Origin of the sequence: Paracoccus sp. PAR01 (genome assembly GCF_014851995.1) — a bacterium.
Classification (GTDB): Bacteria; Pseudomonadota; Alphaproteobacteria; order Rhodobacterales; family Rhodobacteraceae; genus Paracoccus; species Paracoccus litorisediminis.
On record NZ_JACVAW010000001.1, the window covers coordinates 147,326 to 160,296 of the forward strand.

The window sequence follows — 12,971 nt, forward strand, 5'->3', positions numbered from 1 at the left end:
TTTCTTCGGAAATATCGGCATGCAATATTGCCGGCACCCTATTTCCAAACGGTCCCACAAGGGGCCAATAATACAGGCAAAGAGCTATGCAAAAATCCGTCATCCTCCGTCTTTCGGGCGCCGTTCTGCTCGTGGCTGGTCTCGCCGCCTGCGAATCCAGCCCCTATGGCGGCTCGACCCTTTCGCCCGACGCGCAGCGTGCGGCTGGCGGTGCTCTGGCCGGTGCGGCCGTCGCCAAGGTGCTGGACGAGAATGTCGCGACCGGCGCCCTCATCGGTGCAGCTGGCGGTGCGCTTTGCGACGACGCCGGCGTCTGCCAGCGCCGCTACTGATCAATTCACGGCTGGCCGCGACGCCCTGACGGGATTCGCGGCCCCCTCATCGGAGCTACTCGCATGTCCAAGAAATTCGCTCTCGTCCTCGGTCTGGGCCTCATGGGTCTGGCTGGTTGCACGCAAGGCATCAACCCGACCGACACCGACCGCGCGCTTATCGGCGCGGGTACCGGCGCGCTTATCGCCGACCTGTCGGGCCACAACGTCCTTGGCGGTGCCGCGGCGGGTGCTGCTGCCGGTGCGCTCTGCAACGACGTCAAGCTTTGCCAGTAAGGACGCGTTGACCGTCGCGAACGCCGCCTCGGTCAAACGAGTTTCAGCCGCCCCGGCCAGTCGCCGGGGCGGCTTTTTCATGCGCGGTCATGCCAACCCTGAGGTCGCCTGAACATGCTGGAATGGGTCGGACCCCTGCTCAATCCCACGGTGGTCGCGTCGCTGGTGGCGGCGGCGGTGGCGGTGCTGGCATGGCCGGTCAATGATCTGCTGAACCGACGCCGGGCACGCGGGCTGCGCATCGAGCGGGTCAATGACGTTCAGCGCGCCTTGCTGGCCGAAATCCGCGCCCATGTCGTCAGCCTTGAGATGCAGCGCGTGGACGCCGCCGAGGCGCAGGCGCTGATCCAGAAGCTGCGCGAGGGCGGCTACATCCATCCGGCCGCCGCCGAGGCCAATGACCGGATCTATTCCGCCATCCTTGAGGAGGTCCATGTCCTGCCGCATTGGGTGATCGACCCGGTGGTGACCTATTATCGCCAGATCGCGGTCATGGCGGCGATGGCCCGCGACGTGCAGCGACAGATCGAGATCAATCCCAGCCGCGCTGCCGACATGTTCGCCGATTATCTGGAAATGACCGAGGCCGCGCGCGATACCGGGCAGGAAGCCATGCGCCTTCTGATCGCCAGCATTTTCGGCGGCGAGGCAGCGGTGATGGAATTGCTGGAACGAGAGGAAGAAGCGGCGCGCGATCGCGTCCGCGTCACGCTGCCCGACGAACTGGCCGGGCTGCGGGAAAGGCTCAATAGGCGATCTTAGGACCCGAACGGCCCGTAATCGGCTTGAGGCCCATGATGCTGCTCATCTCATTGGCGGTGCGCGCACGGGCCAGACGTTCGACAAAGGTTTCGCCCCGAGGCTCGGCCCTGGGTTTGCGGACAGGAGCGGCGGGGGTCTCGGTCTTGCGCGGTGAGGTCGATTTCGCCATCGCGGTTCCTTCGGGGCATGGGCGCGCGGATCGCGCGTCCTGTCTACAAGATAGGGGGCCGGGGGGGATTACTCAATGATCTTGGCAAGCCCCGGTACGGAATTCTTGCATGGCTCAATGCATCGCCGCACGGCCGATCTCCTGCAGGCGCAGCGGAAACTTGTCGATGGCGCGCGAGATCTCGCGCGCGGACCAGGGCGCGGGCTTGCGTTGCTTGACCTGCCCATCCTTGTCGAGCAGCACCAGCGAAAAGCCCTCGGGGCGCAACTGCCGTCGCCAGATGCTGTTCGCCGCCGGGTCGGTGTCGATGATGACCACCACATCGCGCAGGATCAGCGCATTGGCATCGCGGCGCAGTGCCGCGATCTGCTCGACATAGGCGGGGCTGGCGGCGGTGTCGGCAAAGACCACAACCGGGCGGGCCTGCCACAGGAATTCGGCCGGATCGGCCTCGGCCGCAGGCAGGAAACGCAACTCCTCGGTCGCGGTGCCCGCAGCCGCCCCCGAGCCGTCGCGGGCCGCAGGAACCTCGCCCCGTACATAGGGCTGATGCGCCCCATCAGTCCTTGCGCCCATCGCCATGATGAGCGGTACGAATGCGATCAGGATCAGCCGTTTCACGTTTGCCTTCATGCCTCTCAATATAGGGCGGGAAGGAATACAGGAAAGCCCGTCCCTTGCGTGAAAACTGCGATCGGGGCTTCGTCGGCGAGCAGAGCATTGGGTATTTGTGAAACGAAGAAACTGCGCGGCGCTTGCGCCCCGTCGATGAGGACAAGATGCAGATCAGACCCGCCACGCCCGAGGACCTGCCCGAAATTCTGAAATTCTGGAACCCGCTGATCCGCGAAACGACGGTGACCTTTTCATCCGAGGAAAAGACGCTGGAGGGGTTGGGACGGATGATCGCCACCCGCCGCGATGCCGGGCGCGAGTTCCTTGTCGCCGATGATGCCGGGCAGGTGCTGGGGCTGGTGACCTATGACCAGTTCCGGGGCGGCAATGGCTATCGTCACGCCATGGAGCATACGATCATTCTGTCCGAAGCGGCACGCGGGCGCGGGGTCGGGCGGACGCTGATGGCCGCGATCGAGGCCCATGCCCGTAGGGGCGGCGCGCATACGATGGTGGCCGGAGTCTCGGCCGAGAACGAGGCGGGCGTGAGCTTTCATCTGGCGCTTGGCTATGAGCCCGTCGGCCGCCTGTCGCAATCCGGGCGCAAGTTCGGGCGTTGGCTGGATCTGGTTCTGCTGCAGAAGATCCTGTGAGCCTGCCTTGCCAGCATGCGGGGCCTGTGAAAGAGTCGCCCGAAAAGACGAGGACGGCATGAACGACGGTCGCAACGGCACGGTCAAGCAGATCATCTGCATCAAATGGGGCACGAAATTCGGGCCTGAATATGTGAACCGGCTGCACGGGATGATCGCAAGAAACATCACCCCGCCCTTCCGGCTGTTCTGTTTTACCGATGACGGGACCGGGCTGCACCCTGACATCGCCATCCGCCCCCTGCCCGAATTCGAGTACCAGGCCCCGGTCAACACCCGCGGCAAATGGCCGAAATCGCGGCTATGGGGCGATCTGGGCGATGTGACCGGGGTGGTGCTGTTTCTGGATCTGGATGTCATCGTCACCGGCAACCTTGACGACTTCTTCACCTTTGGCGACCCGGATGACACCGTCGTCGGGCTGAACCCGAATACTCCGCTGGAAAAGATGGGCCAGACCTCGGTCTATCGGATGCGGGTGGGCAAGCTGAAGCCGCTGCAGGACATCTTTCGCGCCGATCCGCAGGCTGCCGCCGACAAGTACCGCTATGAACAGCGCTTCGTTACCCGCAATGCTCCGGGCGGGGTGAAGTTCTGGCCCAAGCGCTGGCTGGCGCATTTCCGCATGCATTGCGTGCCGAACTTCCCGCTGAACTATTTCCGCGAGGCCCGCATCCCCAAGGACACGCGGATCGTGATTTTCCCGGGCAACCTCAATCCGCCCGACGCCATCGAGGGCCGCTGGGATCACAAGGACACGCACCGTGCGCCGATGGATCACCTGCGCGCGGGCTTTGACGGGCGCCGCCGGGAAAGCCTGTTCAAACATGTCCGCCATTACCTGCGCCCCGTCGGCTGGGTCGAGAAGCTGTGGCGCGAATAGGCGCCCCGCCCGAGAGCCATCACCCCCTGCCCGCCGATTTCGCGGCGGGTCTGGGGCAATGCGTCGCCAGTTTCGGCTGGCTTGAAGAGATCATCAAACGCACGATCTTTGCTTTGGATAAGGCACGGCTGGCCGATGACCTGACCCATAAGCAATTGCAGTCATGGATGGTGCGGATGGGTCATCTGGCGGATGATTCGATGGGCACGCTGATCGACCAATTGGATGCCGCAATGCGCCGCCATCCCGGCCTGCATGACCGCGACCGCATCACCGACCGCCTGAACCGCATCAAGCATCAGCGCAACCTGCTGTGCCACGCTTCATGGCGACCGACCGAGAACCCGGGGCGCTGGCACCCGGCCTTTGTCAGCACCAAGGGCGAGGTCTATCAGCCGGACCTGTCGCTGGAGGACCTGACCCGCATCCGCGAAGAGACGATGCGGATCGGGGCCGAGGTCCTGCGCGTCATGCGCGCCACTGGCATTCTGGGATACTGGGCGGGCGACGACGAGAGTTGAGCGCCTTGCGTTGCAACCCCGACCGCCATCCGGTAACACCGCTTCACCCATAGCAAAGAGCTTCACATGTCCGCCCAGAACTCGGGGCAAAACGCCTCTCCGCTTCGTCTCGGCATCGCTGGTCTTGGGACGGTCGGTACCGGCACCGTCAAGATCATCCAGAAGCACGCCGATCTGCTTTCGGCCCGCGCCGGACGTCCGGTCACCATTACCGCCGTCAGCGCCCGCGACCGCATGAAAAACCGCGATGTCGACCTGTCCGCCTATGGCTGGGAAAACGACGCCCGCGCGCTGGCCGTGCGCGATGATGTCGACGTTTTCGTCGAACTGGTCGGCGGCGACGAGGGCATCGCCCGCGAGGCCGTGACCGCCGCGCTGAACGCGGGCAAGGATGTCGTCACCGCCAACAAGGCGCTGCTGGCCATCCACGGTCAGGAACTGGCCGAGCTGGCCGAAGCCAAGGGCTGCGTCCTGCGCTTCGAGGCCGCCGTCGCCGGTGGCATCCCGGTGATCAAGACCATGACCGAGTCGCTGGCCGGAAACGAGATCCGCCGCGTCATGGGCGTGATGAACGGCACCTGCAACTACATCCTGACTCGGATGGAAAATGCAGGCCTGCCCTATGAGACCGTCTTCGAAGAGGCCCGCCAGCTGGGCTACCTTGAGGCCGACCCGACGCTGGACGTGGGCGGCATCGACGCCAGCCACAAGCTGGCGATCCTGTCCTCGATCGCCTTCGGCACCCGCCCGGCCTTCGACGCGGTCGAGATCGAGGGGATCGAGCGCGTCAGCATCGACGATATCCGCCGCGCCGCCGACATGGGCTACCGCATCAAGCTGCTGGGCGTCGCCCAGATGACCGGGCGCGGGCTGGAACAGCGCATGTCGCCCTGCCTCGTCCCCGCCGACAGCCCGCTGGGCCAATTGCAGGGCGGCACCAACATGGTGGTGATCGAGGGCGACTCGGTCGGCCAGATCGTCCTGCGCGGTGCCGGTGCGGGCGAAGGCCCGACCGCCAGCGCCGTGATGTCGGACATCGTGGAAATCGCGCGCGGCGTGCGCATGCCCGCCTTTGCCCAGCCTGCCAGCCAGTTGGCCAAGCCCATCGCGGCCCGCACGGCCGTTCCCGCCGCCTATTACATCCGCCTGCATCTGGCTGACAAGCCGGGCGCGCTGGCCAAGGTGGCGGCGGTTCTGGGCGATGCCGGGATCTCGATCGACCGCATGCGCCAATATGGCAAGCATGACCTTGAGGGCATCGCCCCGGTGCTGATCGTCACCCACAAGACCACGCCCGAGGCCATCGATCTTGCCATCGAGGCCCTACCCCGGACCGGCGTCATCACCGGAGAGCCGGTCGAGCTGCGGATCGAGGAAGTCTGAAATCAAGACGCCCGCCAGAGATGGCGGGCGTCTTCAGCTGATCTTACAGCCCTGAAACATCGGCTCGGTCAGCTTTGCGACAGGTGGCGCAACCCCTGCGTCACGTCGGCCCTAACCGCCAGCCGCAAGCCCGGCTCATCCCCTGCCCGCAGCGAGGCCAGGATCAGCCGGTGGTGGCGCGGCGGCTCTTGCCGCTTCACCCGGCCATAGAGCGCCCGCATGGTCGGGCCCAGCTGCAGCCAGACCGTCTCAAGGATCGCGAGCATCGCCGGGGCCTGCGCGCGCAGGTAAAGCGTGCGGTGAAATTCCAGATTGGTGCGGATATAGCCCACCGCATCATGCGCCTCGGCCGCCTCGCCGATCGAGGCATTGATCAGCGCCAGCCGGTCGATCAGCGCCTGATGCGCGCGGGGCAGCGCGCGCGTCGCCAGTTCCGGCTCGATCAGCGCACGCAGGGCCGCCAGTTCCTCGATCCGTTCGACAGAAAGCTCTGGCGTCGAAATCCGCCCCGAGGACGACAGCGTCAGCGCGCCTTCTGCAACCAGTCGCCGCACCGCCTCACGCGCAGGGGTCATCGAGACCCGATGCTCGGCCGCAATGCCGCGCAGCGTCAAGGGAAGGCCGGGCGGCAATTCGCCCAGCATGATCCGGCCGCGCAGGCTGCGATACAGCCGCTCATGCGCCGAGGTTTCCGCGGTTCGCGTGGGAGAAATGCTCATGCGCCACCTGTGATCACAAACTGCGCCAAGGTCAATGCGTCATTCGCTGAAACGCCAGGCAAGGATCTCGTGCCCGTTCTGGCGCAACCAGCCCCGCTGCAACTGACAGCCGGGATACAGCCGCTCGGTCGCGGCCCAGAAGTCGGGGGAATGATCCATATGCGCCAGATGCGCGACCTCATGGGCGGCGACATAGTCCAGCACCTCGCGCGGGGCCATGGCCAGCCGCCATGAAAACATCAACCGCCCATCATGGGTGCAGCTGCCCCAGCGCGAGCGCGTGTCGCGCAGCGCAATGGCGCGGAAGGACCGCCCCAGCCGCGCGGCATGACGGTCGCAGGCCGGGACCAGCCGGGAATGCGCAAGGTGCTTCAGGTAGGCCGCGACGACCGTGCCGACGGGGCGGCCCTTGGGAACCAGCAACCGGTCGCCCTCGATGCGGACGGCGCGGGTGGCGGCGGGAGTGATCTCATAGCGCAGGCCCTCGACCGGCAGCAGTGCGCCCGGCTGCACAAGCGCCAGGGGCGGCATCTCGGCCCGAACACTGCGCAGCCACTCGGCACGGGATTCGGCAAAGGCCCGCCCCTCGGTCAGGCTGGCGCGCAAGGGCAGGGTCAGCACCACCTGCCCCTCGGCCCGCGTCACCCGCAATGTCATCCGCCGCGCCCGCGACGAGCGGCGCAGCAGCACCGGAATGTCACCGCCCACCAAAATCCGTTCGTCCCGCTGCGTCATGGTCTTGAACCTGCCACTGTCCCTCGTTACCTATTGCGCCTTGACCGGTGCCCGCGCGCAAGAGAAAAGGCTTTGACAGCCTGCGCCACCTGTGGCACGGGACAGCGGATTTATCAAACTGCGGCGGAAAGAGAAGACCATGCCCAAAGAGGAATGGGGCACCAAGCGCCTGTGCCCCCACTGTGCGACCCGCTTTTACGATCTGAAGAACGACCCGATGACCTGCCCCGCTTGCGGCAACGTCATTTCGCTGGAAAGCCTGACCAACGGCCGTTCGCGCTCGCTGATCGCAGAGAAAACCGCTGCGCATGGCGCGGCTCAAGTTGATCTGGTCGATGACGAGGATCTGGACGACGACGCCGATGGCGGCGATCTGGACGATGATCTGCTGGACGATGATGATGACGACGGCGACGTGTCGCTGGACGACATCGCGGATGTCCCGGACAGCGACGACGACTGATCCCTGCGCCCCGGCGCGAGGAAAACACATCGGCCCCGGTCAGCATGCCTGACCGGGGTTCTTTTTTAGGGCCGGTTTGCTCAAGTCTGACTTTTGGGTTTCTGACTATGAGAGGTCAATTGAACTCTCAGCGGACGCTCGCGCGTTTGGATCTCTACGGACAGACCCCACGCCTGAACACCTCGTTCGGATATGCTTGGTCATGAATATGAAAATGCGTAGTTCCGACCTTTTCAAAGCCTTGCTTCAGATAGAAAGCGATCGCCGAAGCGTTTTCACAATTGGTTGCCAGCCAGACTGACGGCGCGTCGATGCCCCGAGCATAATGCAATCCTTGCTCCAGTAGCGCCCTTCCGAGGCCTCTGCCACGGTGCCGAGGCTGAACGTAAAGAGTCGACACCTCCACAGTTGAGCAACCTGCAACAGGAGCTGTCTTTCCCTCGCTGATACGGATAAACCCATCAAGACCGTCCGAGTTTTCCGACACGATCACATGTTCACTCGGATCTTCGAGCAAGGCAGCGAACCTGGCCGATTTGAACTCGTTCAGCGCAAATTCCGCAAAGAAGGCGTTTATGCCTCTGCGGATATAGGTCCCCAGCCAAACCTCGATAGAAATTGCGGCAAGGATCGGAGCGTCAGACGGTACCGCTATGCGAAACTTCATACTTCAGCGTCCAGTGATCTGCGGCTTCCGGGGGATGCTAAGTAAATCAAGCAACGACGGCAATTGTCCGCATGGCAGTTCCAACGCGCCTCGGACAAAGGGGCGCATCAGGAAACCGGCCCAAAAATTCGATTGTTTGTCCGTGGGGTAAAAACGAAAAAGGGCGCCCCGCGGGACGCCCTTTCCAATTCGAACCGCGACCGATCAGGCGGCGCGGGTGACCAGCACGGCATCGACCTTTTTCTGGGCGCCGGCTTCATCCATGCCGCTGACGGCGGCGACTTCGCGGGTCAGACGCTCAAGCGCGGCTTCATACAGCTGACGCTCGGAATAGGATTGCTCGCGCTGCTCGTCATTGCGGTGCAGGTCGCGCACGACCTCGGCGATCGACATCAGGTCGCCCGAGTTGATCTTTTGCTCATATTCCTGGGCGCGGCGCGACCACATGGCGCGTTTCACGCGGGCCTTGCCCTTCAGCGTGGCCAAAGCTTGCTCGACCAGATCGGGGGTCGACAGGCCGCGCATGCCAATCTCCGAGGCGCGCGCCGTCGGGACGCGCAGGGTCATCTTGTCTTTTTCAAAGGAAATCACGAACATTTCCAGACGCAGTCCGGCAACTTCCTGCTCTTCGATCGAAACGATGCGCCCCACGCCATGGGTCGGATACACCACGAAATCATCGGGGCGGAATTCGGTCTTCTTGGCTTTCGACATTGAGCTTCCTTCACAGCGGCGCCAGCTTGGGCGCAAAAAGCCCCCAAGGCGGGTTCCCCCGACCTTTTGGGCCACCAATGTTGTTTTTGCATCCCGGGCCGGGCAGTACGGTCAGGGCAAGGCAGCATCGCCGATCAGGCCACTCCCGCGGCCCGTGCAGCGATTTATGTCAGGAACATATCATAAAATCCGCCTCAAATCAAAGCGGAGGTGAAACGACCAGTTCACAAGATTGGGGATAAGTATTCCCCTGACTGGTCATAGTATTACACGCACATCCTAGAAATGCGAAACCCCGGACTGCCCGAATCACAGGCGTTCCGGGGGCAAAACGCGCATCCGCGCGGGCCTGACCCGCGCGTTTGTGATCAATCGCCTTCGCCCGGCGCTTCCGAGAAGTACTTCTCAAGCTTACCGGTCTGGCCGTCCATATCGGCATAGCCGGGCATCGGGTCCTTCTTGCGGGTGATGACCGGCCAATGTTCCGCATATTTGCGGTTGAACTCGACCCATTTTTCCATGTCCGGCTCGGTATCGGGGCGGATCGCGTCGGCCGGGCATTCCGGTTCGCAGACGCCGCAATCGATGCATTCGTCGGGATGGATGACCAGCGTGTTCTCACCCTCGTAGAAGCAATCCACGGGGCACACCTCCACGCAGTCGGTGTATTTGCACATGATGCAGTTATCGGTGACGACGTAGGTCATGGCGGCAAGCTATCCTGTATCTTGCCGGCTAGTTACGCCCGCCGGCGAAATCATTCAAGGCCGCCCGAGGGGAAAAGACCTGCATCGTTCCACCTGCCCGATGCGAGGAAAGCCTTTCGCGCGAATGCACCACTGGGGGAAAAAGGTTCCCCTGCCCGGCTCAGCTTTCCAGCTCTTCGTAAAGCGCCGTGGCTTCGGTCGCCGGCCCACGGCGTTCGCCCAGATCCAGAACGCGCAAAGCCCTGACCCGACCATGCGCGGAAACCGTCACGGTATCACCGTGACGGACCGTCTGCGCAGGTTTCAGGCAGGGCTTGCCGTTCAGTCGGATCCCGCCCCGGCCGATGGCATCGGCAGCAAGGGTGCGGGTCCGGAACAGTCGGGCGTGATGCAGCCAGCGATCAAGACGAAGGCCGGCTGCATGTTCGCCTTCGCTCACGACTTGTTTTTGAGCGAGGCGAGGATGGCGAAGGGGCTATCGGGGTCGATCTTCTTTTCGACCTTGGGCGGACGGGCCTCGAAGCTTTTCGGACCTTCGTGGCGCGGCTTGCCCTTGCCGTCATGGCGGGGCTTGCCCTTGGGACCACGATCCTGACGCTCGCCACGGCCTTCGCCGCGCTTGCCCTCGAAGCGGGGTTTGCCACCCTGCCCTTCGGCGGATTCGCGGTCGCGGCGCGGGCCGCGATCACCCTGACGCTCAGCGCGGTCACCACCGCGACGTTCGCCACCCTGCTCGCCACCACGTTCGGGGCGACGGTTGCCACGCGGACGCGGAGCCCAGGTGAAGGTGTAGAACACTTCCATCTCGGGCGCAGCGGCCTCGGCGGCCTCCTCGGGGGCGGCATCGCCTGCTTCGGCCTCGGCAGCCTTGCGGGCGGCCTGCTCGGCTTCCCACTTGGCACGGGTCTCGGCGGCCAGCACGCTTTCCTCTTCGGTCAGCGGGCGGTCGTGATCGGGCTCGGCAGCGGCGACGGCTTCGACGACCGGGGTCGCCTCGGCGCGGGCCTTGGCGCGCTCACCCTTCTCGGCACGGTAGCCAAGGCCACCCATCAGCCCCGAGAATTGCTCCAGCGTCATGCCGGTGATCGACAGCATGTCAGCGGTGGCCTCAAAGCCTGCGCGGCTGTCCTGCGTGCGCAGCATGTCGGCCAGACGCTCCAGCATGTCGATGCGGATCGCGCGGTCGCCCGCCGGGTGATAGCCCGACAGCGTGTAATAGCCCTTGGGAACGTCGGGCAGGTTCGGGATCGTCACCAGACCCGGAGGCGGGCTTTCCGGGAACTCGCCCAGACCCTGATCCAGACCCCACAGCACCAGCCGCAGACGGGTCGGAGCGGGTTTCAGCAGCGCCGGCTGGAAGACGGTGAACTGACCGAAACGCACGCCATGCTTGCGCAGCACGCCCCGCGATTCCTGATCCAGTTCCTTGACTTCGGTGGCCACGCCTTCGCGCGGGATCACGCCCAGCGCCTCGACCAGCCGGAAGGCAAAGCCACGGGCCAGACCGGTCAGCGTCTCGTCGTTCTTCAGCGCCAGCAGCGGCTCGAAGGCCGTCGCGACCTTGCGGTCGATGAAATGCTGCAGGCGGCGCTTGACCTTCTCGATGATCTCGGGGCCAGCTTCTTCGTCAACGAAAGCCTCGACGCCGGGTTTCAGCGCCTCGGGTCCCTTGACCAGCTTGCCCACCGCATAGCTGCCCCACATGAGGCCGCCCTGCTCGGTGAAGTCCAGCTCGGTATCGGGAGCGTTGTAGAACCTGTCGGCCCGAAGATGGAATTCGGGGCGCAGCGCCTCATAGGCGGCGCGCGTCAACATGCGCGCTTCGTCCCCGGTTGCAGTGGGATCGGCGTGGAAGCGGAAACCTTCCAGACGGCCGGCGAATTCGCCTTCAACCGTCACTTCGCCCTTGTCGTTCACCTCGGCCAAAAGGCTCTCCTTCTGTTTGAGCCGGCGCAAGAGCACAGAAGTGCGCCGGTCCACGAATCTTTGAGTCAGTGCGGCATGCAGCGCATCCGACAAGCGATCTTCTACAGCGCGCGTCTCGGCGCGCCAATGGCTTTCGTCCGAAACCCAACCACTACGCTGCGCGACATAAGTCCATGTGCGGATGAATGCCAAGCGTTTCGACAGGGTATCGATGTCACCCTGCACCTTGTCGATGCGATTGATCTGAGTTGCAAGCCATTCGCTGGGCACGGTCCCCTGTTGCAGGAAACCAAGGATACGGGCCAGCAGCGTCACATGTTCCGCAGGAGAGATCCCGCGGAAGTCGGGAATCCGGCAGACATCCCACAGCAGCCGCACATCCTTGGGATGGCTGACCCGGTCGCGGATCTCGGGCATGGCGGCCAGGGCTTTCAGCGCGCGCAGATCGTCCGCCTCGCGGCCACGGGTCAGCCATTCCGATTGCGGGCTGGCTTCAAGGCTTTGGATCAGCCGCTCGATCGTGCCGAATTCCAGCACCGCATTGCGCCACATCAGGCGCGAGATCGGCTGGAAGCGGTGGTTCTCGATCGCGTCGATCAACCCTTCCTCAAGCTGCCCGGCATCGCCGGTCACGCCAAAGGTGCCAGGTTCCGTATGCCGCCCAGCGCGTCCGGCGATCTGTCCCAGCTCATGCGGGAACAGCGGGCGGTAGCGGCGACCGTCGAATTTCTCGGTCCCCGAAAAGGCCACATGCTTGATGTCGAGGTTCAACCCCATGCCGATGGCATCAGTCGCCACCAGATAGTCGACCTCTCCCTGCTGATACATGGCGACCTGCGCATTCCGTGTCCGGGGCGACAGCGCCCCCATGACCACGGCACAGCCGCCCTTCTGCCGACGGATCAGTTCCGCCGTGGCATAGACCTCATCGACCGAGAAGCAGACCACCGCCGAGCGGGGCGGCATCCGGCTGATCTTTTTCGATCCCGCCCATGTCAGGGTCGAGAAACGTTCGCGGCGCATGAACTGCGCATTGGGGACCAGCGCGGCAATGGCCGGTCGCATGGTGTCGCTTCCCAGCAGCAGCGTCTCATGCAGGCCGCGCATGTTCAGCAGCCGGTCGGTAAAGACATGACCGCGCTCGGGATCGGCGCAAAGCTGGATCTCATCGATAGCGACGAAATCGGCACCGACCTCGGGCATGGCCTCGGTGGTGGCGACCCAATATTGCACGCGGTCGGGAACAATGCGTTCCTCACCGGTGACCAGCGCCACAACCGAGGGGCCGCGCGCCTTCACGATGCGGTCATAGACCTCACGCGCCAGCAGCCGCAGCGGCAGGCCGATAACCCCCGTGCGATGAGCCAGCATCCGTTCGATGGCGTAATGGGTCTTGCCAGTATTGGTCGGGCCGAGAACGGCCGTGACCCGTGATCTGTCCTGCAT

The 12,971-nt window shown here is 64.2% G+C and carries 17 protein-coding genes; 8 read left to right on the forward strand and 9 right to left on the reverse strand.

Going from position 1 to position 12,971, the window contains the following annotated elements:
- Window positions 1–86 precede the first annotated feature (86 nt).
- The 3 genes from IB235_RS00750 to IB235_RS00760 all read left to right on the forward strand — a co-directional run bounded on the left by IB235_RS00750 (window position 87) and on the right by IB235_RS00760 (window position 1,370).
- Window positions 87–332: a hypothetical protein gene (locus IB235_RS00750; RefSeq protein ID WP_155037703.1), complete on the forward strand. Its 246-nt coding sequence runs from the start codon at window positions 87–89 to the stop codon at window positions 330–332.
- Between the two features lie 63 nt (window positions 333–395).
- Window positions 396–608, forward strand: a complete 213-nt coding sequence (locus IB235_RS00755; protein WP_155037704.1) for a hypothetical protein — start codon at window positions 396–398, stop codon at window positions 606–608.
- Between the two features lie 114 nt (window positions 609–722).
- Entirely contained in the window at window positions 723–1,370 is a 648-nt protein-coding gene (locus IB235_RS00760) for a hypothetical protein (RefSeq protein WP_192334773.1), read from the forward strand.
- Here the strand turns inward: IB235_RS00760 and IB235_RS00765 are convergent.
- Window positions 1,354–1,539 carry a hypothetical protein gene (locus IB235_RS00765; RefSeq protein WP_155037706.1) on the reverse strand — a complete coding sequence of 62 codons (186 nt, stop codon included), beginning with the start codon at window positions 1,537–1,539 and terminating at the stop codon, window positions 1,354–1,356. The two genes, IB235_RS00760 and IB235_RS00765, sit on opposite strands and share 17 nt — an antisense overlap.
- A gap of 114 nt (window positions 1,540–1,653) precedes the next feature.
- On the reverse strand, window positions 1,654–2,172 hold the full coding sequence (locus tag IB235_RS00770; protein ID WP_155037707.1) for a DUF4174 domain-containing protein: 519 nt from the start codon (window positions 2,170–2,172) through the stop codon (window positions 1,654–1,656).
- A gap of 146 nt (window positions 2,173–2,318) precedes the next feature.
- On the opposite strand from IB235_RS00770, the gene IB235_RS00775 reads away from it, so the two are divergent.
- The 4 genes from IB235_RS00775 (at window position 2,319) to IB235_RS00790 (ending at window position 5,594) form a co-directional block, all read left to right on the forward strand.
- On the forward strand, window positions 2,319–2,807 hold the full coding sequence (locus IB235_RS00775; RefSeq protein WP_192334775.1) for a GNAT family N-acetyltransferase: 489 nt from the start codon (window positions 2,319–2,321) through the stop codon (window positions 2,805–2,807).
- Window positions 2,808–2,865: 58 nt separating this feature from the next.
- Window positions 2,866–3,690: a glycosyl transferase gene (locus IB235_RS00780; RefSeq protein ID WP_192334777.1), complete on the forward strand. Its 825-nt coding sequence runs from the start codon at window positions 2,866–2,868 to the stop codon at window positions 3,688–3,690.
- Window positions 3,678–4,211, forward strand: coding sequence for a hypothetical protein (locus IB235_RS00785; RefSeq protein ID WP_192334779.1), 534 nt, complete (start codon window positions 3,678–3,680; stop codon window positions 4,209–4,211). The genes IB235_RS00780 and IB235_RS00785 overlap by 13 nt, the downstream gene beginning before the upstream one ends.
- Before the next feature lie 66 nt (window positions 4,212–4,277).
- Window positions 4,278–5,594, forward strand: coding sequence for a homoserine dehydrogenase (locus IB235_RS00790; RefSeq protein ID WP_155037711.1), 1,317 nt, complete (start codon window positions 4,278–4,280; stop codon window positions 5,592–5,594).
- Between the two features lie 68 nt (window positions 5,595–5,662).
- Here IB235_RS00790 and IB235_RS00795 read toward each other — a convergent pair whose 3' ends face one another.
- On the reverse strand, window positions 5,663–6,313 hold the full coding sequence (locus IB235_RS00795; protein ID WP_155037712.1) for a GntR family transcriptional regulator: 651 nt from the start codon (window positions 6,311–6,313) through the stop codon (window positions 5,663–5,665).
- A gap of 39 nt (window positions 6,314–6,352) precedes the next feature.
- On the reverse strand, window positions 6,353–7,048 hold the full coding sequence (locus IB235_RS00800) for a M48 family metallopeptidase (protein WP_192334782.1): 696 nt from the start codon (window positions 7,046–7,048) through the stop codon (window positions 6,353–6,355).
- A gap of 139 nt (window positions 7,049–7,187) precedes the next feature.
- Between IB235_RS00800 and IB235_RS00805 the strand changes: the two genes are divergently transcribed.
- On the forward strand, window positions 7,188–7,511 hold the full coding sequence (locus IB235_RS00805) for an FYDLN acid domain-containing protein (RefSeq protein ID WP_155037714.1): 324 nt from the start codon (window positions 7,188–7,190) through the stop codon (window positions 7,509–7,511).
- 154 nt (window positions 7,512–7,665) lie between these two features.
- Here the strand turns inward: IB235_RS00805 and IB235_RS00810 are convergent, their stop codons facing one another.
- The 5 genes from IB235_RS00810 to IB235_RS00830 form a co-directional block, all read right to left on the reverse strand.
- Entirely contained in the window at window positions 7,666–8,178 is a 513-nt protein-coding gene (locus tag IB235_RS00810) for a GNAT family N-acetyltransferase (protein ID WP_192334785.1), read from the reverse strand.
- 204 nt (window positions 8,179–8,382) lie between these two features.
- Window positions 8,383–8,892, reverse strand: coding sequence for a CarD family transcriptional regulator (locus IB235_RS00815; RefSeq protein WP_155037715.1), 510 nt, complete (start codon window positions 8,890–8,892; stop codon window positions 8,383–8,385).
- Window positions 8,893–9,260: 368 nt separating this feature from the next.
- A complete protein-coding gene (fdxA, locus tag IB235_RS00820; RefSeq protein ID WP_155037716.1) occupies window positions 9,261–9,599 on the reverse strand; it encodes a ferredoxin FdxA in 339 nt (112 codons plus the stop codon).
- A gap of 160 nt (window positions 9,600–9,759) precedes the next feature.
- Window positions 9,760–10,038 (reverse strand): RNA-binding S4 domain-containing protein, encoded by a 279-nt coding sequence (locus IB235_RS00825; RefSeq protein ID WP_192334787.1) that lies wholly within the window; start codon window positions 10,036–10,038, stop codon window positions 9,760–9,762.
- The gene (locus IB235_RS00830; RefSeq protein WP_192334789.1) at window positions 10,035–12,971 is read right to left on the reverse strand and encodes a helicase-related protein; all 2,937 of its coding nucleotides are present in this window, start codon (window positions 12,969–12,971) and stop codon (window positions 10,035–10,037) included. Before IB235_RS00830 ends, IB235_RS00825 begins: the two co-directional genes overlap by 4 nt.